Origin of the sequence: Streptomyces sp. NPDC058665, assembly GCF_042714995.1 — a bacterium.
Classification (GTDB): domain Bacteria; phylum Actinomycetota; class Actinomycetes; order Streptomycetales; family Streptomycetaceae; genus Streptomyces.
On sequence record NZ_JBHXRX010000089.1, the window covers coordinates 1 to 21,768 of the forward strand.

At 69.4% G+C, this 21,768-nt stretch carries 14 protein-coding genes and 2 pseudogenes; 3 read left to right on the forward strand and 13 right to left on the reverse strand.

Features of this window, described 5'->3' with window-relative positions:
* Positions 1 to 252: 252 nt before the first annotated feature.
* Together ACFWV8_RS35020 and ACFWV8_RS35025 are read right to left on the reverse strand one after the other, a co-directional pair.
* Entirely contained in the window at positions 253 to 465 is a 213-nt protein-coding gene (locus tag ACFWV8_RS35020) for an acyl-CoA carboxylase subunit epsilon (RefSeq protein ID WP_384213895.1), read from the reverse strand.
* A 49-nt stretch (positions 466 to 514) separates the two neighbouring features.
* A complete protein-coding gene (locus ACFWV8_RS35025; RefSeq protein ID WP_384213897.1) occupies positions 515 to 2,098 on the reverse strand; it encodes an acyl-CoA carboxylase subunit beta in 1,584 nt (527 codons plus the stop codon).
* A gap of 365 nt (positions 2,099 to 2,463) precedes the next feature.
* On the opposite strand from ACFWV8_RS35025, the gene ACFWV8_RS35030 reads away from it, so the two are divergent.
* Together ACFWV8_RS35030 and ACFWV8_RS35035 are read left to right on the forward strand one after the other, a co-directional pair.
* Positions 2,464 to 3,690 (forward strand): glycoside hydrolase family 64 protein, encoded by a 1,227-nt coding sequence (locus ACFWV8_RS35030; protein ID WP_384213899.1) that lies wholly within the window; start codon positions 2,464 to 2,466, stop codon positions 3,688 to 3,690.
* A 197-nt stretch (positions 3,691 to 3,887) separates the two neighbouring features.
* Positions 3,888 to 4,496 (forward strand): YceI family protein, encoded by a 609-nt coding sequence (locus tag ACFWV8_RS35035; protein WP_384213901.1) that lies wholly within the window; start codon positions 3,888 to 3,890, stop codon positions 4,494 to 4,496.
* A 42-nt stretch (positions 4,497 to 4,538) separates the two neighbouring features.
* Here the strand turns inward: ACFWV8_RS35035 and ACFWV8_RS35040 are convergent, their stop codons facing one another.
* From ACFWV8_RS35040 to ACFWV8_RS35080, 9 genes and pseudogenes are all read right to left on the reverse strand, one after another.
* Positions 4,539 to 5,885: a hypothetical protein gene (locus ACFWV8_RS35040; protein WP_384213903.1), complete on the reverse strand. Its 1,347-nt coding sequence runs from the start codon at positions 5,883 to 5,885 to the stop codon at positions 4,539 to 4,541.
* Between the two features lie 154 nt (positions 5,886 to 6,039).
* Positions 6,040 to 7,917 carry a discoidin domain-containing protein gene (locus ACFWV8_RS35045; protein ID WP_384213905.1) on the reverse strand — a complete coding sequence of 626 codons (1,878 nt, stop codon included), beginning with the start codon at positions 7,915 to 7,917 and terminating at the stop codon, positions 6,040 to 6,042.
* Positions 7,918 to 8,090: 173 nt separating this feature from the next.
* Entirely contained in the window at positions 8,091 to 9,500 is a 1,410-nt protein-coding gene (locus ACFWV8_RS35050) for a GH1 family beta-glucosidase (protein ID WP_384213907.1), read from the reverse strand.
* A gap of 103 nt (positions 9,501 to 9,603) precedes the next feature.
* Positions 9,604 to 10,743, reverse strand: a complete 1,140-nt coding sequence (locus ACFWV8_RS35055) for an ABC transporter ATP-binding protein (RefSeq protein ID WP_384213909.1) — start codon at positions 10,741 to 10,743, stop codon at positions 9,604 to 9,606.
* Positions 10,740 to 11,780 (reverse strand): ABC transporter permease, encoded by a 1,041-nt coding sequence (locus ACFWV8_RS35060; RefSeq protein ID WP_384213911.1) that lies wholly within the window; start codon positions 11,778 to 11,780, stop codon positions 10,740 to 10,742. Before ACFWV8_RS35060 ends, ACFWV8_RS35055 begins: the two co-directional genes overlap by 4 nt.
* Before the next feature lie 3 nt (positions 11,781 to 11,783).
* Positions 11,784 to 12,764, reverse strand: a complete 981-nt coding sequence (locus ACFWV8_RS35065; RefSeq protein ID WP_363242537.1) for an ABC transporter permease — start codon at positions 12,762 to 12,764, stop codon at positions 11,784 to 11,786.
* Positions 12,761 to 13,888, reverse strand: a complete 1,128-nt coding sequence (locus ACFWV8_RS35070; protein ID WP_384213913.1) for an ABC transporter ATP-binding protein — start codon at positions 13,886 to 13,888, stop codon at positions 12,761 to 12,763. Before ACFWV8_RS35070 ends, ACFWV8_RS35065 begins: the two co-directional genes overlap by 4 nt.
* Before the next feature lie 12 nt (positions 13,889 to 13,900).
* Entirely contained in the window at positions 13,901 to 15,571 is a 1,671-nt protein-coding gene (locus ACFWV8_RS35075; RefSeq protein ID WP_384213915.1) for an ABC transporter substrate-binding protein, read from the reverse strand.
* 334 nt (positions 15,572 to 15,905) lie between these two features.
* Positions 15,906 to 16,880: pseudogene (locus ACFWV8_RS35080) on the reverse strand (LacI family DNA-binding transcriptional regulator); the annotation flags it as partial.
* A 269-nt stretch (positions 16,881 to 17,149) separates the two neighbouring features.
* Here ACFWV8_RS35080 and ACFWV8_RS35085 point away from each other — a divergent pair.
* Positions 17,150 to 19,036, forward strand: a pseudogene (locus ACFWV8_RS35085) (ricin-type beta-trefoil lectin domain protein).
* A 105-nt stretch (positions 19,037 to 19,141) separates the two neighbouring features.
* Here ACFWV8_RS35085 and cimA read toward each other — a convergent pair.
* Positions 19,142 to 20,749 (reverse strand): citramalate synthase, encoded by a 1,608-nt coding sequence (gene cimA, locus ACFWV8_RS35090; RefSeq protein WP_384213918.1) that lies wholly within the window; start codon positions 20,747 to 20,749, stop codon positions 19,142 to 19,144.
* Between the two features lie 376 nt (positions 20,750 to 21,125).
* Positions 21,126 to 21,725, reverse strand: a complete 600-nt coding sequence (locus ACFWV8_RS35095) for a TetR/AcrR family transcriptional regulator (protein WP_384213920.1) — start codon at positions 21,723 to 21,725, stop codon at positions 21,126 to 21,128.
* Positions 21,726 to 21,768: the final 43 nt, after the last annotated feature.

Here is a 21,768-nt window from a genome sequence, read left to right on the forward strand (position 1 = left end):
TCTTCCAACAGGCGATCTTGGAACGACTACGCTGAACCGGGCCCGCGGCAGGGCACGGGCAGCCGGCAGTGCCCCCCCACCCCGTGGTGTGCGGGGCCTCTGCCGTTCGGGTCACCGCCGCGTGGCGCCGGGCGGCGGGGCGCCCGACACGGGGCCCTCCGACGCCGTGTGGCGCCCCGTCAGCGCGAGAGCCCCGCACGGTGGTCCGTGCGGGGCTCTCGCGGCGCTGTACGGCCGCTGGAGGGCCTGGGATCAGCCTTGCCAGCTGTGGGGAGCCCGGAAGCCCGGCGTGCGCTCCAGACGGCGCCAGCCGGCCGTGGAGCGGCCGCGGTGGCCCGGGGCCGCGCCCGCGTCGGCGCGGCTCGCGGCACGCGCCATCAGGACGGCGGTGATCGCGGCCAGTTCCTCGGGGCCGGCCTGGCCCCTCTCGACGCGGAGCAGGGAGTTGTCGGCGGAATCGTTCATCGGGCTCGTGTCTCCAGGTTCTCGGCAGCGGGGCGTTGACGGTGCCCGCTCACTGCGGGGGGTTGCCGTGCTTGCGGGACGGCAGGTCGGCGTGCTTCGTACGGAGCATCGCGAGGGCCGAGACGAGGACCTCGCGGGTCTCGGCCGGGTCGATGACGTCGTCGACCAGACCGCGCTCCGCGGCGTAGTACGGGTGCATCAGCTCGGCCTTGTACTCCTTCACCATGCGTACGCGCATGGCCTCGGGGTCCTCGGCCTCGGCGATCTGCTTGCGGAAGATGACGTTGGCCGCGCCTTCCGCGCCCATCACCGCGATCTCGTTGGTCGGCCAGGCGAAGGTGAGGTCGGCGCCGATGGACTGCGAGTCCATGACGATGTAAGCACCCCCGTACGCCTTGCGCAGGATGAGCGAGATCCGCGGGACGGTGGCGTTGCAGTACGCGTAGAGCAGCTTCGCCCCGTGGCGGATGATGCCGCCGTGCTCCTGGTCGACGCCGGGCAGGAAGCCGGGTACGTCCAGCAGGGTCACGATCGGGATGTTGAAGGCGTCGCACATCTGCACGAAGCGCGCGGCCTTCTCGGACGCCTCGATGTCCAGGACACCGGCGAGGGACTGCGGCTGGTTGGCGACGATGCCGACGACCTGGCCGTTCATCCGCGACAGCGCGCAGATGATGTTGGTGGCCCAGCGCTCGTGAATCTCCAGGAAGTCGCCGTCGTCGACGAGCTCCTCGATGACCTTGCGCATGTCGTACGGGCGGTTGCCGTCGGCCGGGACCAGGTCGAGCAGCACCTCGGAGCGGCGGTCGGCCGGGTCCTCGGACTCGGTGACCGGCGGGTTCTCGCGGTTGTTGGAGGGGAGCATCGCCAGCAGGTAGCGGACCTCGGCGATGCAGGTCTCCTCGTCGTCGTACGCGAAGTGCGCGACGCCCGAGGTCTCGGCGTGCACGTCCGCGCCGCCGAGTCCGTTCTGGGTGATCTCCTCGCCCGTGACCGCCTTGACGACGTCGGGTCCGGTGATGAACATCTGCGACGTCTCGCGGACCATGAAGACGAAGTCCGTGAGGGCGGGGCTGTAGGCGGCGCCGCCGGCGCACGGGCCGAGCATCACGCTGATCTGCGGGATGACACCCGACGCCTTGGTGTTGCGCTGGAAGATGCCGCCGTAGCCGGCGAGCGCGGAGACGCCCTCCTGAATACGGGCGCCCGCGCCGTCGTTCAGCGAGACCAGCGGGGCACCGGCCGAGATGGCCATGTCCATGATCTTGTGGATCTTGGTGGCGTGGGCCTCGCCCAGGGCGCCGCCGAAGATCCGGAAGTCGTGCGCGTACACGAAGACCGTACGGCCCTCTACGGTCCCCCAGCCGGTGATCACCCCGTCCGTGTACGGCTTCTTGGCCTCCAGGCCGAAGCCGGTGGCCCGGTGCCTGCGCAGCTGCTCGACCTCCCGGAACGAGCCCTCGTCGAGCAGCAGTGCGATCCGCTCGCGAGCGGTCAGCTTGCCCTTGGCGTGCTGTGCCTCGGTCGCGCGGTCGCTCGGCCCGTTCAGCGCCTGCCCCCGCAGCGAGTGCAATTCGGCCACGCGCCCACGGGCGTCGACTGGCTCACTCGGCGTCTGGTCCACAACGGTCATGTACTGACCCTACGAACATCGGACGGAAAAGCCGCCGTTGACTCCACACAGTCTCCTGCCCGGATTCCTGGTGGGGCTGGACAGAACCGGGGTGGGGGCGGGCCGATTCAACAGCCCCGGACACCTCGCGGTTGTGAGTTTCCTCCAGATGTCAGCGGGATGTCGGCCGACGGCCGACCAGGGGTCACATGTCGGTCACTGTGCGCTGAGCGTCAGGTTGTGAAGACTCGCAAACGATTGAGAGCGCTCTCAGCCGTATCCCTTGACGCGTCCGGGCCACGTGACGAGAGTGGGGCGCAGACGCACGGCGCGCCCCCCACGTACCGCGCCGGACCGCGTTCCCCCCACGTTTCAGGAGAACATCCGTGATATCGCGCAGACTGTTTCTGACCGGCACGGCCGCTGCGGCCACGGCGCTCACCTACCCCGTCTGGGGAAGCGCTCTCAGTCCCCGCGCTTCGGCCGCCGCCGACACCTGTGAACTCGCCCTGGTGAACAAGTCGTTGCCCGGCTCGGTGAACGCCTACGTCACCGGCCACGAGCAGGGCACCGACCGCTGGGTGCTGCTCCGCGCCGACGGCAGCGTGTACAAGCCCGAGTCGCCCGCCGAGGCCAACACCCCGCTCCCGGTCGACTGCGCCATCCCGCTGGGTGCTGCGGGCGGCGCCGCCGTCACGCTGACGCTGCCTCAGATGTACGGCGCCCGCGTCTACTTCGTACGCGACGACACGCTGGACTTCTTCCTGAACCCGGGTCCGTCCCTGGTCGAGCCGGCGTTCGCGAGCGAGAACGACCCCAACTACGGCCGCACCTGGTCGTTCGCCGAGTTCACCTTCAACCCGCAGCAGCTGTACTCGAACATCAGCTACGTCGACCTGGTGACCGCGCTGCCCATCGGGATCACCCTGGAGGGCGACGCCAAGCACGAGGTCGCCCCGCTGCCCGAGGGCGCGCTCCAGAAGATCGCCGACGGTCTGACCGCGCAGGCGGCGGCCGACGGGCAGCCGTGGGACAAGCTGATCACGCGCGGCGCCGACGGCCAGGTCCTGCGGGTGATCGCGCCGCAGAACGCGATGGCGCCGTACTTCGACAGGCCCGACGAGATGCCCTTCCGGGACGTCTTCGACGGCTACATCGACCAGGTCTGGCAGAAGTACGCCGGCGAGGACCTCAAGATCGACCTCCAGGGCGGGCGCGGCGTGCTGGCCGGCCGGGTCAGCGGCGACACGCTCACCTTCGCCGGCGGGCACACCTTCTCCAAGCCGGTCTCGAAGGACATCTTCACCTGCAACCACGGCCCCTTCACCAACAACCCGGACGACTCGGACGACAAGAAGGCCCTCCTCGCGCGGCTGGCGGCCGGATTCAACCGCTCGACACTGCTCACCCATCCGGACCAGCCGAACGGCGCCACGGCGGCGGACTACTACAAGGACGCGTCCACCAACCACTGGGCGCGGGTGCTGCACGCCAACACTCCGATCGGGTACGCGTTCCCGTACGACGATGTACGGCCGGACGGTGAGCCCGACGTGTCCGGCGCGGCGCACGACGGCAACCCGGTGCGCTTCACCGTGTCGGTCGGTTCCTGAGGGTCCGGCATCGGGAAGACATCCGGGAAGACAGAATGGTGCCCCGTCGCTTCTCCTCTTGAAGAGGGGGCGGCGGGGCACCGTCATGGGCGCGGAGGGTCACCCGATCGGCGGAAGATGTTGAAACTTGTACGAGACAGGTTTAAGCTTTCCCTCGGTACTTGAAACCTAAACAAACGTCCCCCCGGAGACACGCCATGGCACTGTTCAACCGCAAGTCCGAGAACGACGCCGCCGCCCCGGTCAACCCCGACCTGGCGCACCTGACCGGTGACTACACCATCGACCCGTCGCACAGCAGCATCGGCTTCACCGTGCGTCACGCGATGGTCACCAATGTCCGCGGCACGTTCAGCAAGCACGAGGGCACGCTGAGCCTGGACGGCTCGAAGCCGGAGAACTCCTCGGCGTCGATCGACGTGGAGATCGAGAGCATCGACACCGGCGCGCCCGACCGTGACGGTCACCTGCGCAGCGCGGACTTCTTCGACGCCGAGAAGTTCCCGAAGATGACCTTCCGCTCGACGAGTGCCGAGCAGGCGGGCGGCGACGACTACCGCATCACCGGTGAGCTCACCATCAAGGACGTCACCAAGCCGCTCACCATCGACCTGGAGTTCAACGGCCAGGCCACCGACCCGTACGGCAACGAGCGCGTCGGCTTCGAGGGCAGCGCCACCATCTCCCGCTCCGACTGGGGCCTGACCTGGAACGCGGCGCTGGAGTCCGGCGGTGTGGTCGTCAGCGACAAGGTGAAGCTGGTCTTCGACATCTCCGCGATCAAGAACCAGCCGCAGGCCGCCTGACCCGCACCGGAGCGCGGGCGGCGGAGCCGCCCGGGGGCACCGTCAGAATCCGCCCCCGTCGAATCCGCCGCCGCCTCCGAAGTCCCCTCCCCCGCCGAAACCGCCTCCGTCGAACCCGCCGCCCGAGCCGAAGTCACCGCCCGAGCCGCCGTCGTAGCCGGTGTAGTCACCGCCTCCGTAGTCCGCGGCGTAGGCGGGGGTGGCCAGGATCGAGCCGAGCATGGTGCCCACCAGCAGGCCGGGGAGCAGACCGCCGCCGAAGTAGCCGCCCGCCCAGGGGCCGTACGCCGGCCCCGCGTCGTAGTACGGGCGCGGGCCGTGCTCGGTCTGCACCATCCGGGTCATGGGGTCGTCGCCGTGCTCCAGGCGCTCCGCGTCGGCCGCGCAGACCGGAATCGGACGGACGGTGCCGCCGGGCGGCGGTGACCAGTCCACGTCCTTCACCGACGGGCCGTGCCGGGGGTCGAAGAAGCAAGGGGAACGGCGTTCCGGAAGTGGTGTGCCCTCCCGTCGCGCGGCGAGCGAGGCGAGCGAGAAGCGGCCGTCCGCCAGCGCCTCGGTCACCGGGCGCACATCCTCGGGGCGCTCGGCGGAGTCCATGAGGGACTTCGCCTTCTCGTACGCGTCCAGCCCCTGCTCGTAGTCGGTGCGCATCGCGTCGTCGGCGCCCTTCTCGCCCGGGTGGAAGTCGAGACGGTCGAGTTCCTCGCCGAAGGCGGTGATGTCCTCGTCCACAACGACCCGGAGCTTGGCGAGGGCCTCCCTAACGCGCGCCTCCTTACGGAGGCGGTTGCGGCGCAGCACCGCGTACACACCGGCGCCGCCCAGCACGACGATGCCGCCGAGCGTGATCACCCCCGCGGTGGCGAAGGCGCCGTCGTCCGATGACGTGTTCCAGCCGGCCGGGGCCTGGCCGCGCGACTGTGCGAGGGCCTGGTCCACGAAGTTGTTGAGCTCCGTCGAGGCCGAGACGGAGCCTGTGCCCCGCGCGCCGTCGGTGATCGAACGCACGGCGTTCGGCGGCAGGACACTCGCGTCCGCGGCGGCGTCGAACTTGTCGCCTAGGCGTACGGCGTACACACCGGCGAAGCCCGTCTCGCTGCGGAGCCTGTTCAGGAGTGTGTTGTCCGGGTCGAAATCGGCGGACTGCGGCAGGACGGCCACGAAGACCGGTTTGTCGGCGTCCTTGATCTTCTTCGTCAGCGCATCGGCGTCCGCCCCGGAGAACTCGTTGAAGGAGCGTGGGTCGACATAGACCGGGCCGTCCTTGAAGGCCTCGGCCACGGCATCGGGGCCGGTGGCTGCCTGCGCGCCCGGCGCCCCTACGACGGCGACGCCCGTAAAGGCGAGCAGCAACCCGGACAGAGTGGTGAAGAGCCTCGTCCTCATTCTTCGACGGTACCGGAGGGCGGCATGATCCGGCCTGGGCGAAATATGACGGAACAAGAACGGCGGGGCGACGGGGCGGGACGAGCGACGCACCCGGGCGGGAGGCCCGGGTGCGTCACTCATGGGGGTACGGGGGTTCTGAGGGGCCGCCCGTCTACTTCTGCTCGACCCGCACCCAGTCGATCTCCGCCTTCACACCGCCCTGCGCGACCCTGTCGACGCTGGACTGGGGCAGGCCCCAGTACGGCGTGGTGACCTGGTTGTGCCCGGCGGGGTAGGCGCCGCCCAGCGCCAGATTGAGGATCACGTACTGGTTGTGGTCGAAGACCCACTCCCCGCGGGTCGACTCCAGCTTCTGCCGCGACGTCGTCTGCACCACCCGGTCGTCGACGGTGAAGATCATCCCCTCCGGCGTCCACTCGACGGCGTAGGTGTGCCACTGATCGACTCTGCCGCCGTTCGGGAAGGTCTGCGACTTGCCGATGTTGCCGGCGGCCGAGTAGCCGGGACCGTGCAGCGCGGTGCTCGTCCAGTCCGCGTAGCCGATGTTCTCCATGATGTCCGTCTCGCCCGAGCCAGGCCAGGACACCGACGGGTCGTCGACGTCGCTGCCCAGCAGCCAGAACGCCGGCCAGAAGCCGTCGCCGACGGGGAGCCTCATCCGGGCGCTGACCTTGCCGTACGTGAAGTCGAACTTGGTGTTGGTGTCGACGCGGCCGGAGGTGAAGTCGTACGTGCCGCCGCCCGGCACCGTGGTGCAGCCCTTGCAGTACTTGGACTCCAGGACGAGCGCCCCGTTCTGGGTCTTGATGTTGTCCGGCGAGTCGACGTACGCCTGCGCCTCGCCGTTGACGGAGCCCATCTCCTGGCCGGTGCGGACCACGCGCCACTTGGCGCGGTCGAGGCCGGAGCCCGTGAAGTCGTCGAAGAAGGTCTGGCGGTAGGCGCCGCCCGGGTGCTGCGGCAGCGCGGGGTACGCCGCCGCCGCGCTGCCGCCGGTGCCCCAGACCTGGAACTCGTACAGCGAGTAGCCGAACTGCGCCGTCGACGGCGCCGGGTTGTAGAAGGAGCGGCGCTCCTTGCCCAGCATCCGCACGTAGCGGCCGTTCGCCGGCGTCGGCAGGTCGACCGTGTCGTGCCTGCCGACCGCCTCCGCCGGTGACTTGACGTTCGCCCGCCGCTCGGCGATCTGCGCGGCCGAAGGCCGGTACACGGTGCGCCAGTTGCGGTTGTCGTCGGAGACCTGGAGCTCGAAGTCGACCGCGTACGCCGCCTCCCAGTACAGGTCCACGGACTGGATCGTGGACGGGGCGCCGAGGTCCACGCCGACCCAGCGGTTCTGGTTCCAGTCGCTGGACCAGCGGGACTGGTCGGCCTTGAGGTCGGCCGGCCAGCCGCCGTCGGTGACGAACGCCGGTGAGTTGCCCGCGTGCTGGTAGAGGTCGCCGTACGCGGGGTGGTTCAGCGCCAGGTTGCTGCGCGTCGTGGAGGCGGGGGCGGGTTCGCCGCCGAAGACCTGGAAGGAGAAGAGGGAGTAGCCCCAGGGGGTGCCGCGCTCGATGCCGCGCATCCGGACGTAGCGTCCGGTGGCCTCCTGCGGGTACGTGTGCGCGGTGACGGTGCCGCCCGTGCCCTCGTTCTCGGTGTAGAAGTCGGTCCAGTCGGTGCCGTTCCGGGAGATCTCCAGGACGTACTGCTTCCCGAAGGCGGCCTCCCATTCGAGCTTGACCTGGCTGACGCGGATGACGCCGCCGAGGTCGACCTGGATCCAGGCGTTGTCGGCGAAGTCGCTCGCCCACCGGGTGGTGGGGTTGTTGTCGAAGGCGGCGGTCGCCGGGGTGCCGGCGTTCTCCACGCCGGAGGTGGTGACGGCCGCCGGTCTGGCCGCGACGGCTTCCGCGGCGCGGTCGGTGTTCCACGCCGCGACGGCGCGGACGGCGGGCGGCTGCGGCGGTACGGCGACGGCGAGCGGCGCCGCCAGCGCGAGCAGGGCGAGGGTGGTCGTCGCGAGTAAGGACGTACGTGGGGGCATCGTTGACTCCGTTGGTGATACGGGTGAATGGAGCGATGTCCGTACGGGGGTGTTACCGCGAGTGGCGCGTGGCGTGCGTGGTGCGTGGCGTGCCTGCGGGCGGACGGCCCCGCCGCCCGCCCTCGGCGCCTACGGTGGCCGGGGCGGGAGCGGGGACCTGGGTCCGGTGGGACCTATCGCGCCTCGCGGGTGAGTCCGATCGTGTCGCGGTACCACTTGGCGCTGTCCTTGAGGGTCCTGACCTGGGTGTCGTAGTCGACGCGGACAATGCCGAAGCGCTTGTCGTAGCCGTACGCCCACTCGAAGTTGTCCATCAGCGACCAGGCGAAGTAGCCGCGTACGTCGGCGCCCTGTGCGCGCGCCTCGGCCACGGCCGCGAGGTGGTCCGCGAGATACGCGGTCCGGTCCGTGTCCGGGACGGAGCCGTCTGCGGCGACGGTGTCGTCGAAGGCCGCTCCGTTCTCGGTGATCACGGTGGGAATTGCGTAGTCCTCCTGGAGACTCAGGAGGAGGTCGGTGAGTTCGGTCGGCGTGATCTCCCAGTCCATGGCGGTACGGGGCAGGTCACGGGGCACGGCGCGGGTGACGGGCAGCCCGTCGTCGTCCAGCGGGGAGCCGCTCTCGGTGACACCGGAGAAGAGGGCTCCCCGGTAGAAGTTGACGCCGAGGACGTCCAGCGGATTGGCGATGATCTCCAGGTCGCCGTCCTGGACGGGGAGTTCGGCGCCGCGCAGCGCAAGGTCGGCGACGACGTCCTCGGGGTAGCGGCCGTGCACGAGCGGGTCCAGGTAGAGGCGCCGGCCCTGGCCGTCGGCGCGGCGGCAGGCCTCTCGGTCCGCCTCGCTGTCGGTCTCGGGCGTGGCCGTACCGAGGTTGAGGGTGACGCCGAGTTCGAGCGGGTTGTCGCCCGCGGCGTCGCGGATGCGCCGTGAGGCGAGTCCGTGGCCGAGCAGGAGGTGGTGGACGGCGCGGATCGAGTCGCCGAAGTCCTTGCGGCCGGGGGCGTGGACGCCCACGTCGTAACCGAGGACCGCCGAGCACCAGGGCTCGTTCAGCGTGGTCCAGTGCTCGACGCTGTCGCCGAGCGCGTCGTACGCGAGCGCCGCGTAGTCGGCGAAACGGTAGGCCGTGTCGCGGGCCGGCCAGCCGCCCGCGTCCTCCAACTCCTGCGGCAGGTCCCAGTGGTAGAGCGTGATCCACGGGGTGATGTTCTTCCCGTGCAGCTCGTCGACGAGCCGCTTGTAGAAGTCCAGGCCCTTGGCATTGGCCGGCCCGCGCCCGCCGGGCTGGATGCGTGGCCAGGCGAGCGAGAAGCGGTACGTGTCCACGCCCAGGCCCGCGATCAGCTCCACGTCCTGCGGCATCCGGTGGTAGTGGTCGCAGGCCACGTCGCCGTGCTCACCGCCTTCCACCGCACCCGGGACCCGGCAGAAGGTGTCCCAGATCGAGGGGGTCCTGCCGTCCTCGGCGGCGGCCCCCTCGATCTGGTACGCGGAGGTGGCGACGCCCCAACGGAAGTCGGCAGGCAGGCCCTTGAGCGCCGCGGCGGGGCGGGCGAGGTCCTGGATGGGGGTGGCGTTCATGGGTCTCCTGGTTCGTGGGTGAGCGCACGGCGCGGGCGACGGCGCGGGCGCGTGGAGCACGAGGCGTGGTGTGGCGTGCTGTGCGTGGGGGACGTCCGTGGTCTCAGCCGGAGCGGGCGGCCGATGTGTCCCCCGCCGATTCCTTGGCGCCGGCCCCTGGCTCGGCCCCGCTCCCGGGCTCGGCCCCGGCTTCCGGTCCCGCGCCCGCCACGGACGCCGGGGCGGGATCCGCGGCGTCACCGGGGGCGGAGTGGTGCAGCCAGCAGGCCACGGTGCGTTCGGGCGCCCCGTCCGGCGCGGCCAGCACGGGTACGTGCTCGGCGCACGGGTCGAACGCCTTGCCGCAGCGCGGATGGAAGGCGCAGCCCGCTGGCATCGCCGTCAGGTGCGGCGGTGAACCGGGGATGCCGGTCAGCTCCCTGCGGGGCCCGTGCAGCGCGGGGAAGGAGTGGAGCAGCCCGTCGCTGTAGGGGTGGCGCGGGTCTCGGTAGATCTCGGCGGCGCCCGCCTCCTCGACGATCCGGCCGCCGTACATGATCGCGATCCGGTCCGAGAACTCGATCAGTAGCGAGATGTCGTGGGTGATGAAAACGACCGAGAAGCCGAGCTTCTCGCGGAGCGCGACAAGCTTGCGCAGGATCTGACGCTGCATCACCACGTCGAGTGCGGTGGTCGGTTCGTCCATGATGACGATCTCGGGCTCCAGCGCGAGCGCCATCGCGATCATCACGCGCTGGCGCATCCCGCCGGAGAGCTGGTGCGGGAACGCGCCGAGCCGGTCGCGGGAGATCCCCACCAGGTTCAGCAGTTCCTCAGCGCGCCCGGTGCGCTCGGCCGACCTCATCTCCGGACGGTGCGCCTTGAGCACATCGGTGAGCTGACTGTGCACCGTGTGCACGGGGTTGAGGGAGTTCATCGCGCCCTGGAAGACGATCGACAGCTCCTGCCAGCGGAAGGCACGCAGCTCCTGCGGCGTGAGCGTCAGCAGGTCCACGGGGGCCGCGTCGTCCCCAGGCGGGCGGTAGTGGACGTCGCCGCCGGTGATCACGCCGGGCGGCGAGAGCAGCCGGGTCACGGCGTAGGCGAGCGTGGACTTGCCCGAGCCCGACTCGCCGGCCAGGCCGAGTACCTCGCCCCGGTGCAGGGTCAGGTCGATGTCGCGCAGCGCATGGACCGCGCCGGGGCCGGTGCCGTAATCGACATTGAGGCCGCTGATGGTGAGGACGGGGCGACCGGTCGTCATGAGCGGGGCTCCTTGTCTGGCGTGCGGTCGGGTGTCGCCTCGGCCGGCGCGGCCCCCTTCGTCGGGGCGGCCCCGTTCGTACGGTCCGTACGCGCCACCGGCGTGAAGCCGACCCGCATCCGGATCTTCCGCGACGAGCCGGTCTCGGTGCGCAGCCGCGGGTTCACGAACTCGTCGATGCCGAAGTTGATCAGCGCGAGCGCGGTGCCGAGCAGGGCGATGCAGAGCCCGGCGGGCACGAACCACCACCACGCGCCCTGCGCGAGGGCCTGGTTGGACTGCGCCCAGAACAGGACGGTGCCCCAGTTCCAGTTGGAGATGTCCGCGACGCCGATGAACGCGAGGGTGATCTCAAGGAGTACGGCGAAGATGACGGTGCCGACGAAGCCGGACGCGATCACGGCGGTGAGGTTCGGCATGATCTCGAAGCCGATGATCCGCCACGTCGGTTCGCCGGTGGCTCTCGCCGCCTCGACGTAGTCGCGCCGTCGCAGCGAGAGCGTCTGGGCACGCAGCACCCGCGCTCCCCACGCCCATGACGTGAAGGCGATCACGACGGCGATCAGCAGATCGCCCGCGTCCGAGACGAAGCTGGCGATGATGATGATCAGCGGCAGCGCCGGGATGACGAGGAAGATGTTGGACAGCGCCGAGAGGATCTCGTCCAGGACGCCGCCGAGGAATCCGGAGGTGACGCCGACCAGCACCGAGAGCACCGTCGCGAAGAAACCGGCGACGAAGCCCACCAGGAGCACGCCCCGGGTGCCGACGAGGATCTGCGACAGCACGTCCTGACCGGTCTGGGTGGTGCCGAACCAGTGGTCGCCCGACGGCGGCTGAAGCAGCTTGTCGCTCATCATGTCGGGGTCGTACGGGGCGATCCACGGCCCGATGATCGCGAGCAGCGTGAAGAACCCCAGGATCGAGATCCCGGTCAGGGTCTTGCCGCCGCGCAGGAAGCGCAGTCTGGCTCGCTTGGAGGGGGTGGGCGCCGGAGCCGCGTCGAGCACGGCGACCTCTGTCGCGGGGATGGACATGGCTCAGGCCTCCTTCCGGGTACGCGGGTCGAGGAACAGATAGACCATGTCCGCGAGGAGATTCGCCGCGAGCACGGAGAGCGTGATGATCAGGAAGACGCCCTGCATCAGCGGATAGTCCTTCGCACCGACCGCCTGGAAGAGCTGGTAGCCGATGCCCGGATAGGAGAAGACCATCTCCACCAGCAGCGTGCCGCCGACGATGAAGCCCAGGGAGAGCGCGAAGCCGGAGATGTTGGGGAGGATCGCGTTGCGCGCGGCGTACGAGAACATCACGCGGCGCTCGGAGAGTCCCTTGGCCTGCGCGACCATGACGTAGTCCTCGGACGAGACGGTCACCATCATGTTGCGCATACCGAGGATCCAGCCGGCGATGGCGCTGAGGATGATCGTGATGCCGGGCAGGAAGCCGTGGTACAGCGCGCTGGAGATGAACGGCACGTCGAACGCGGGCACCAGCGAGCTGTCGTAACCGCCGGCCGCCGGGAAGATCGGCCACTTCACGGCGAACAGGGCGATGGCGATGAGCCCGAGCCAGAAGTACGGGATCGAGGAGATGAACGTCGTGACGGGCAGCAGGCTGTCCATCCACGACCCGCGGCGCCAGCCGCTGTAGACCCCGATGCCGGTGCCGAGCAGGAAGCTGATCAGGGTGGTGAGGCCGACCAGCACCAGCGTCCAGGGCAGCGACTGCGAGATGACCTCGCTGACGGGCGTCGGGAAGAAGGTGAAGGAGAGCCCGAGGTCGCCCTGGAAGAGCTGGCCCCAGTAGTCGGTGTACTGCTGCCAGAGCGAGCGTTCCTTGTCGAGGCCGAAGAGAGCCTTGAGGGAGGCGATCGCGCTGGTGTCGAGCTGGCCCTGGAAGCGGGCGATCAGGGCCTGGACCGGGTCGCCGGGCATCAGCCGCGGGATCAGGAAGTTGATGGTGATCGCCGCCCACGCCGTGATGACGTAGAAGAGGATCCGCTGGAGGACGAACTTCACTTCGCCGCCACCTCCGTCGTGCTCGCGGGAGCGCCGGGGACGGCCGTGGTGACGGGGCGGTCCTCGTACAGCCAGCACGCCGCCCACTGGCCGTCGTCGAGTTCGAAGCGCGGCGGCAGTTCGGTGCGGCAGCGCTTCATCGCCTTGGGACAGCGGGGGTGGAAGCGGCAGCCCCCTGGCGGGGAGATGAGTGAAGGGGGCTCGCCGCTTCCGGTCTCTTCCTGGTCCTCCTCGTCCGCGATCCGGTCGGGGTCGGGGGCCGAGGCGATCAGCAACTGGGTATAAGGGTGCGCGGGTTGCTGGGTGACGGTCTCGCTGTCGCCGCCCTCCACGATCCGGCCCGCGTACATCACCAGGGTCGTGTCGGCGAAGTACCGCGCGGACGCGATGTCGTGCGTGATGTAGAGGATCGCGAGGTGCAGGCGCTCCTTGAGGTCACGCAGCAGGTTGAGTACGCCGAGCCGGATCGAGACGTCCAGCATGGAGACGGGCTCGTCGGCGAGGAGCACCTTGGGGTCGGCGCCCAGCGCCCGCGCGATGGCGACGCGCTGGCGCTGGCCGCCGGAGAGCTCGTGCGGGAACTTGTCCAAGTATTGAGAAGGGGGCAGGAGTTGGACACGCTCCAGCAGTTCGCACGCCTCCGCCTCGGTGGCCTGCTTGCCATGGATCTTCAGCGAGCGGGTGAGGTGGTAGCGCACCGTGTGTACGGGATTGAGCGAGGCGAACGGGTCCTGGAAGATCAGCTGGACCTGTTTCACGTACGCCCGGAAGGACCGGCCGCGACCCGCCTTGACCGGGGTGCCGCCGAGCCGTATCTCGCCCGCGGTGAGCGGATACAGCTGTGACAGCAGCCGGGCCACCGTCGACTTGCCCGACCCCGACTCACCGACCAGTGCCGTGACGCTGCCGCGCCGCAGGCGCAGCGAGACGTCGTCGACGGCGTGGACGGTGCGGCGCCGGCGGCCGACGAGGTCGCCGACGGTCCGTCTGACGGGGAAGTGCTTGGTGACGCCGCGCGCTTCGAGCACGATGTCGCTGTCGTGAACGGTGCCGCCGCCCGGAACGGTGCCGGAGTCGACAGCCGTGCCGCTGTCGGGAGCGGGGTCTCGGTCGTGGTTGGTCATCGGCCGGCCTCGTTACTTCGCGGGCTTGAGGTGCAGTACGACATCCAGCGCGTTCGGCTGGGTCGGCTGCGGCGGGCCGTACGGGTCGGCCTCGGTGGGCCAGCCCACCCAGTTCTTCGTGGAGTACTCCGCACCGATGGGCGCCGCCGCCGTCGGGATCATCGGGACCTCGTCGACCATGATCTTCTGGAGGGTGTTCAGCGCGGTGGTGCGCGCCGAGTCCTCCGTCGCGTTCGCGTACTCCTTCAGCGCCTTGGTCGCCGCGGGGTTGTCGAACCGGCCGAAGTTGCCGAGAGGGGCGTTCTTGCCGATGGGCTGGAGCAGCGCGCCGTCCATGATGTTCTGGTACATGTCGTACGGCGTGGCACCGGAGTTGGTCCAGTGCAGCGTGGCGTCGAAGTTGCCGTTGCCGACGTCGGCGGTCCACGCCTCGGCGGTCTGCGTCTTGACCTTCGCCTCGATACCCAGGGGCTTGATGTTGTCCTTGATGATGGACAGGCCCGTGATGTAGTCGTTCCAGCCGGCGGGGTCGGTGAAGGTCAGCTTCACGGCCTTGCCGTCGGGGTCCTTCAGGGTGCTGCCGTCGAGCGTGTAACCGGCCTCGTCCAGGACCTTCTTCGCGCCGGCGACGTCGGGCTTGATCGTGACGCCCTTGTACTCGGGGGCGAGGAAGGACTCACCGGCGGGCAGCGGGATGCCGGTCGGGTTGGTGATCTCCGGGTAGAGCGTGGCCTGCGCCTGGATGTGGATCGCCTTGCGGTCGATCACCATGGCCATCGCCTTGCGCAGCGCCGGGTCACCCAGCGGGCCCTTGGTGGTGTTGAACCACAGGCCGTGGATGCCGAGGCCGGAGGGGAACCAGAGCTTGTTGTTCTTGGGGTCCTTGGCGACGTACAGCTGCTTGTAGTTCGGCATGAACACGAACGACCACTCGGCCTTGCCGTTGGCGAGTGCGGTGGTCTGCGCGCTGTTGTCGTTGTACGAGGTGAAGCGGAGCTCCTTCACCTGCGTCTTGCCCTTCCAGTAGGAGGACGTGGTGTCGAGCGTGGTGGTCTGCGGCGTGAACGTCTTGAGCTTGTACGGCCCCGAGCCGACCGGCTCGCGGTTGGGCCACGTCGCCGGGTCCTTGACCTTCTCCCAGATGTGCTTCGGCACGACGAAGGTCGTGGTGATCTTGTTCTGGTTGACGTACTGCGATTCCTTGAAGGTGAGGACGACCTTGCCGCCCTCCACGGCTATGCCGTCGTAGGGCACGCCGTTGCCGTTGAGCGCCGGGTACTTCTTGATCAGCTCGAAGGTGAACGCCACGTCCTCGGCGCTCAGCTTCTTGCCGTCCGACCACTTCGCCCGCTCGTCGATCGTGAAGGTGACCTTGGTGAAGTTCGACTCCCACTTCCAGTCGCTCGCCAGCCAGGGCTTGCCCTTCTCGCTGGGGCGGACCTGGTTGTTCATCACCAGGGGCTCGTAGATCATGTAGCGGTAGCCCAGCGACGCGCCGGCGGAGGTGCCGAGGAACGGGTTGCTGTTGTTGGTCTGCGGGCCGTTCGGCATACCGATGGTGAGGACGCCGGAGGCGCCGCCTGATGACCGGTTGGCATCCGAGTTGGCCGAGGAACATCCGGCGGCGAGCGCGGCCACGACGGTGGCGGCGGCAAGCGCCCGGAGCTTGCGGTGTGCGGACATGGCGACTCCAGAAAGGGAATGCAGCTCTGTGGGACGGCTGGCCCGTGGAACTGGGGGCCTGAGGACCGGGTGTGGTGCGTTACCAGGTGCTGGGTGCGGGTGTGCCGGGGTGACGCTCTTGCCGGTGACGCGGCTGTTGCCGGGTACGCCGGTAGTGCCGGTAGTGCCGGTGGTGCGGCTGTTGCTGATGGTGCTGTTCTGACGGTGCGGCAGGTGGTGCGAACCTGACTCCGGGCTACGCCGGTACGGAGTCAACGGGCACGGCACCCGACGGACTCGCGGCGGAACTCCCCGCCGTGGCCGCTGAGTTGCGCGCCGAGTTCGCCGCGGCCAGCGGCGCCGACTGCCGTACGACCAACTCGGTCGGAAGAACGACCGGTTCGTCCGGCGCGGTCTTCCCTCCCAGGTGCCCGAGCAGCATCAGCGCCGCCGTCTCCCCCATCCGCCGGGTGGGCTGACGGACGGTGGTCAGGGGCGGTTCGGTGTGCTGGGCCATCGGGATGTCGTCGAACCCGACCACGGCGATGTCGTCAGGCACCGACCGCCCCGCCGCGCGCAGCGCCCTCAGCGCCCCCGCGGCGCTGATGTCGTTGTGCGCGAAGACGGAGTCGAACGAGGTCCCGGCGCTGAGGAGTTGCTCCACGGCGAGACGTCCGGAGAGCTCCGTGAAGTCCCCCACGGCGACCAGGTCGGTCGGCAGGATCTCGCGGAAGCCGCCGAGCCGGTCGCGTACGCAGCCGAACTGCGCCGGCCCCGTGATGACCAGGGGTCTGCTGCGTCCGTCGGCCAGCAGGTGGCGGGCGGCGGACGCACCTCCTTCGTGGTTGGTGGTCACGACGGAGGGGAAGTCGTCGGGGTGGCTGCCGCGGTCGTCGATCAGCACGACGGGCAGACCTTTGTGGCTGAGGGCGATGATCTTGTCGAGCGTGTTCTCGGGCTCGACGACCAGCAGTCCGTCGAAGGCCCGCGCGGAGACCTGGGTGGTGAAGCGCTCGACCGAGTCCGCGCCGCGGTTGAAGGTGAAGAGCAGCAGGCCGTAGCCGGCGGCCTCCACCGTGTCGACGACGCCCTGCAGGACTTCGCCCATCCACGGCCAGGTCAGCGAGGGCACCAGCATCCCGACCGTACGGCTGCTGCCGCGGGCCAGTCCGACGGCGCCCGAGCTGGGCACGTATCCAAGAGATGCGATCACTTCTCGGACTCGGGCGGCCGTTCCGCCGTCGACCTCACCCTTGGTGTTGATGACCCGGGACACGGTCGTCTTGCTGACACCGGCCGCGCGGGCGACATCGGCAATGGTGACACGCATCGGAGGGCCTCCGAATCGTTGGCTGGAACCGGTTCCGGTACCGGTTCCGGAACCGGTTCCAATGTGAGCGGTGAGTTAACCGGTCCAGACCAACACCGTCAAGACTTCACACCGAAATTACTCGGGAGGCGACTCCTGGGGAGCGAGAGGGGGTTATGCGTTCAGGTTCTGAATGTTCAATTCCTTGACTGGAGTTCACATCGGAGTTCACTCTCGCCTCACGATCCATGGAAGACCCCCCACCCCTCTGCCAGGGAGGGCAGCTCCCCATGATCAGACCGAGTGGCACCGGGCGGCGGCTGACGAGGTTGCTCCTCGTCGGTGTGCTGTCGACCGTCGGCCTCACCGGCGTCTCCGCGGGTACGGCGCAGGCCGCGGGCGAGCAGGTGAACATCTGGCTCACGACGACCAGCGACGGTGGAGGCCGCACCGTGACCCGGGGCCTCCAGCAGCAGACCCCTGTCAACTTCCAGCCGGGCAACGGCGGCAGCGGCACGAACATCACCGTCGACGAGAACACCAAGTACCAGACCTTCACCGGCGGCGGCGCCTCGTTCACGGATACGGCCGCCTGGCTGATGAAGGGCAGCGGGGCGCTCTCCCAGGCCACCCGGGACGACACGATGCGCAAGCTCTTCTCGCCGGCCGACGGCATCGGGCTCTCGTTCATCCGCAACCCGCTGGGCGGCTCCGACCTCGCGCGGTTCGGCTACACCTTCGACGACATGTCTTCCGGCCAGACCGACCCCGATCTGTCGGAATTCTCTATCGCACATGATCTCCAGGACGTGCTGCCGCTGACGAAGCAGGCGAAGCAGCTCAACCCGGCGCTGACGACGATGGCGTCGCCCTGGACCGCCCCGGCGTGGATGAAGGACAACGGCCAGCTCAACGGCGGCTGGCTGAAGGCGGAGAACTACGGTGTCTACGCCGACTACTTCGTCAAGTACCTTCAGGCGTACCGCGATCAGGGCGTCCCGATCGACTACGTCTCGGCGCAGAACGAGCCGACCTGCTGCTCCTCGTACCCGTCCATGAGCTGGAACGCCTCGGGTCTCGCGTACTTCACGAAGGCCGAGCTGCTGCCCGGACTCCAGGCGGCCGGTCTGCCCACCAAGGTCATGGCGCACGACTGGAACTGGGACACCTACGACGCGTACGCGGCGGAGACCGTGAACGACGCGGCGATCCGCAGCCACCCCAACTTCGGCGGCATCGCCTGGCACGGCTACGGCGGCGACGTCAACAAGCAGACGCTGGTGCACAACGAGTACCCGCAGCTGGACGCCTTCCAGACCGAGCACTCCGGCGGTACCTGGATCGGCAATCAGCAGACCGAGGACATGGCCAACATCATCAACTACACCCGCAACTGGGCGAAGTCGGTGACCAAGTGGTCCCTGGCGGTGGACCAGAACCGCGGTCCGCACAACGGCGGCTGCGGCACCTGTGACGGGCTGATCACCGTCAACAACGGCGGCGCGCAGCACGGTCAGGTGAAGTACAACATCGAGTACTACACGATGGGGCACCTCACCAAGTTCGTGACGCCGGGCGCGCACCGTATCGAGTCGAGCGCGAGCACCACCGTGCCCAACGTGGCCTGACGGAACCCGAACGGCTCGAAGGCGCTGATCGCGTACAACGAGGCGACGCAGGCGCGGGAAATCCGGGTCAACTGGGGCGGCCAGAACTTCGTCTACTCACTGCCCGGCAAGACGTCGGCCACCTTCACCTGGGCCGGCGGCCAGTCCGGCGGCGGTGGCGGCACCGCGGGCACCCTGAACGGTCTCGGCGGCAAGTGCCTCGACGTGGCCGGCGGGAGCAGCGCCAACGGTACGGCGGTCCAGCTCTGGGACTGCAACGGCTCCGCGGCGCAGCGCTGGACGATCGGCGGCGACGGCTCGGTGCGCACGCTCGGCAAGTGCCTCGACGTCGCGGCGGCGTCGACCGCCGACGGAGCAAAGGTGCAGCTGTACGACTGCAACGGCTCCGGGGCGCAGCAGTGGAGATACGAGTCCGGCAGCGGTGATCTGGTGAACGCTCCCGCCGACAAGTGCCTCGACATCACCGGCAATTCGTCGGCGAACGGGGCGAAGGCGCAGCTGTGGAGCTGCACCGGGGCGGCCAACCAGAAGTGGCGGCTCCAGGCGTAGGGGACGGTCGGTGACCCGTTTCACGCGTACGGGGTGTCGGTGACCGGGCGGTCACGGGCACCCCGTACGTACGTACGTCCAACTCCCTGGGGCCCGGCTCGCGCTCTACTCGGCCGGCTCGACCCCGGCCCGCAGCAGTCCGTAGGTGTACGCGTCCTCCAGGGCCTGCCACGACGCGGCGATCACGTTCTCGCCGACGCCCACCGTCGACCACTCCGCCGCCCCGTCCCCCGTGGTGATCAGCACGCGCGTCGTGGACTCCGTGCCGTGCTTGCCCTCCAGGATGCGCACCTTGTAGTCCATCAGCTCCAGCTTGGCGAGCTGCGGGTAGATGCGCTCCAGGCCGACCCGCATGGCCCGGTCCAGCGCGTTGACCGGCCCGTTGCCCTCGGCGGTGGCGACGATGCGCTCGCCCTTGGCCCACAGCTTCACGGTCGCCTCGTTGGCGTGCGAGCCGTCGGGGCGGTCCTCGACGATGGCGCGCCACGACTCCGTACGGAAGTAAGTGCGGGCCTTGCCCTCGGCCTCCTCGCGCAGCAGCAGTTCGAAGGAGGCGTCGGCCGCCTCGTAGGTGTAGCCCTTGAGCTCGCGCTCCTTGACTCGGCCGACGACGCGGGCGACCAGGTCACGGTCGTCGCCGAGGTCGATGCCCAGTTCCTTGCCCTTGAGCTCGATCGAGGCGCGTCCTGCCATGTCGGAGACGAGCATCCGCATGGTGTTGCCGACCCGCGCGGGGTCGATGTGCTGGTAGAGGTCGGGGTCGACCTTGATCGCGGAGGCGTGCAGCCCGGCCTTGTGCGCGAATGCGGAGACACCGACGTACGGCTGGTGGGTGGAGGGCGTCAGATTGACGACCTCGGCGATGGCGTGCGAGATCCGGGTCATCTCCGACAGCGCGCCCGGGGGCAGGACGGTCTTGCCGTACTTGAGCTCCAGCGCGGCGACGACGGGGAAGAGGTTCGCGTTGCCGACGCGCTCGCCGTAGCCGTTGGCGGTGCACTGTACGTGTGTGGCGCCCGCGTCGACGGCGGCGAGGGTGTTGGCGACGGCGCAGCCGGTGTCGTCCTGGGCGTGGATGCCGAGCCGGGCGCCGGTGTCGGCGAGCACGGTGGCGACCACGGCCTGGATCTGGGCGGGCAGCATGCCGCCGTTGGTGTCACAGAGGATGACGACGTCGGCGCCCGCCTCGGCGGCGGCCCGGACGACGGCCTTGGCGTACTCGGGATTGGCGCGGTAGCCGTCGAAGAAGTGCTCGCAGTCGACGAAGACGCGCCTGCCCTGTTCGCGCAGGTGGGAGACGGTGTCGGCGACCATCGCCAGGTTCTCTTCGAGCGTCGTACGGAGCGCGAGCTCGACGTGCCGGTCGTGTGACTTGGCGACGAGCGTGATCACCGGGGCGCCGGATTCGAGCAGCGCCCTGACCTGCGGGTCTTCTGCCGCGGTGGCGCCGGGGCGGCGCGTGGAGCCGAAGGCGACGAGCTTGGCGTGCTTGAAGTCGATCTCGCTCCGGGCGCGGGCGAAGAACTCGGTGTCGCGCGGGTTGGCGCCCGGCCAGCCGCCCTCGACGAACCCCACCCCGAAGTCGTCCAGGTGCCGCGCGATGGTCAGCTTGTCGGCGACCGTCAGATTGATGCCTTCGCGCTGGGCTCCGTCGCGCAGCGTGGTGTCGAAGACATGGAAACTGTCGTCGGTGACCGTTGATTCCGTGGTCATGACTCTGTGGCTCCTGTCGAGTGTGGAATGTGGAGTGTGGGAGGGATCTGGCTCCACCGCCACCGTCTTCGCGTGCGTCCCGTCCCGGCCGGGATGGGGCCGGAAAACGAAAAAACCCCTCGCGGGTGCGAGAGGTCTGCGCGCGGGTCTGGGGCACGATGCCCGCTCCGTACGTGGTGGTACGTGGCGGTCACTGCGGACCGGCGCGCCTGCTGCCGATAATCATGGCGAACGAGGACACCACAGCAGTTTGGCACGTTTACGCCCAGGTGGAAGCCCCGTCTCACGATGCGGGCGGTACGCAGGAGGCCCGGGGGACGCACGGTGCGGGCGGTCCGGGCCGTAAGCACCCCGGGGGCGTACGGCCCGGACGGGCTCAGATCAGCGTGTCCTCGATGAACTCGCGAACATGTCGCAGGACTTGGGCCCTGCCGATGCCCGGAATGCCGACCGCCAGATGAACGCAGAAGCCGTCGAGCAGAGCGCGCAGCCGGGTGGCGAACCGGTCAGGGTCGACGGCCCGCAGCTCACCTCGTGAGATCCCCTCGGCGAGCAGCGCCACCAGATCCCGGTGCCAGGCCCGCTCGATCGCCGCCTGCCGGTCACGGACCTCGTCGGCGGCGACCTGCGAGCGGTTCCAGACCTCCAGCCACAGCGTCCAGTGCGGGTCGCGGTGGCCGTCGGGGACGTACAGACCGACGTACGCGTCCAGCCGCTCCCGCACCGGCGCCTGCCGGGCCAGCAGCCCCCGCCGCTCGGCCCCGCGCCGTGACTCGCTCCACTCCAGCGTCTGGAGCAGCAGCTCGTCCTTAGTACGGAAGTAGTAGAGGAGGTGCCCGCTGCTCATCCCCACGTCGCGTCCGAGCCCCGCCATGGTGAGCCCGTCGAGCCCGCGCCGGGCGATGGTGTCCATGGCGGCGGAGAGCACGGCCTCACGGGGCGGGGCCGCGTTGCGGCGGCGTGCGGTGGGTGTCACCCGTACGTTGTACCTGATGAGGGCACAGGGCGTTGCCGTCGGG

Excerpts from the sequence above, each read along its gene's own strand:
- ACFWV8_RS35060 (WP_384213911.1), bottom strand. The coding sequence starts at position 11,780 with ATGTCCATCCCCGCGACAGAGGTCGCCGTGCTCGACGCGGCTCCGGCG.
- ACFWV8_RS35040 (WP_384213903.1), bottom strand. The coding sequence starts at position 5,885 with ATGAGGACGAGGCTCTTCACCACTCTGTCCGGGTTGCTGCTCGCCTTT.
- ACFWV8_RS35055 (WP_384213909.1), bottom strand. The coding sequence starts at position 10,743 with ATGACGACCGGTCGCCCCGTCCTCACCATCAGCGGCCTCAATGTCGAT.
- ACFWV8_RS35075 (WP_384213915.1), bottom strand. The coding sequence starts at position 15,571 with ATGTCCGCACACCGCAAGCTCCGGGCGCTTGCCGCCGCCACCGTCGTG.
- ACFWV8_RS35050 (WP_384213907.1), bottom strand. The coding sequence starts at position 9,500 with ATGAACGCCACCCCCATCCAGGACCTCGCCCGCCCCGCCGCGGCGCTC.
- ACFWV8_RS35020 (WP_384213895.1), bottom strand. The coding sequence starts at position 465 with ATGAACGATTCCGCCGACAACTCCCTGCTCCGCGTCGAGAGGGGCCAG.
- ACFWV8_RS35035 (WP_384213901.1), top strand. The coding sequence starts at position 3,888 with ATGGCACTGTTCAACCGCAAGTCCGAGAACGACGCCGCCGCCCCGGTC.
- cimA (WP_384213918.1), bottom strand. The coding sequence starts at position 20,749 with ATGACCACGGAATCAACGGTCACCGACGACAGTTTCCATGTCTTCGAC.
- ACFWV8_RS35045 (WP_384213905.1), bottom strand. The coding sequence starts at position 7,917 with ATGCCCCCACGTACGTCCTTACTCGCGACGACCACCCTCGCCCTGCTC.
- ACFWV8_RS35025 (WP_384213897.1), bottom strand. The coding sequence starts at position 2,098 with ATGACCGTTGTGGACCAGACGCCGAGTGAGCCAGTCGACGCCCGTGGG.
- ACFWV8_RS35070 (WP_384213913.1), bottom strand. The coding sequence starts at position 13,888 with ATGACCAACCACGACCGAGACCCCGCTCCCGACAGCGGCACGGCTGTC.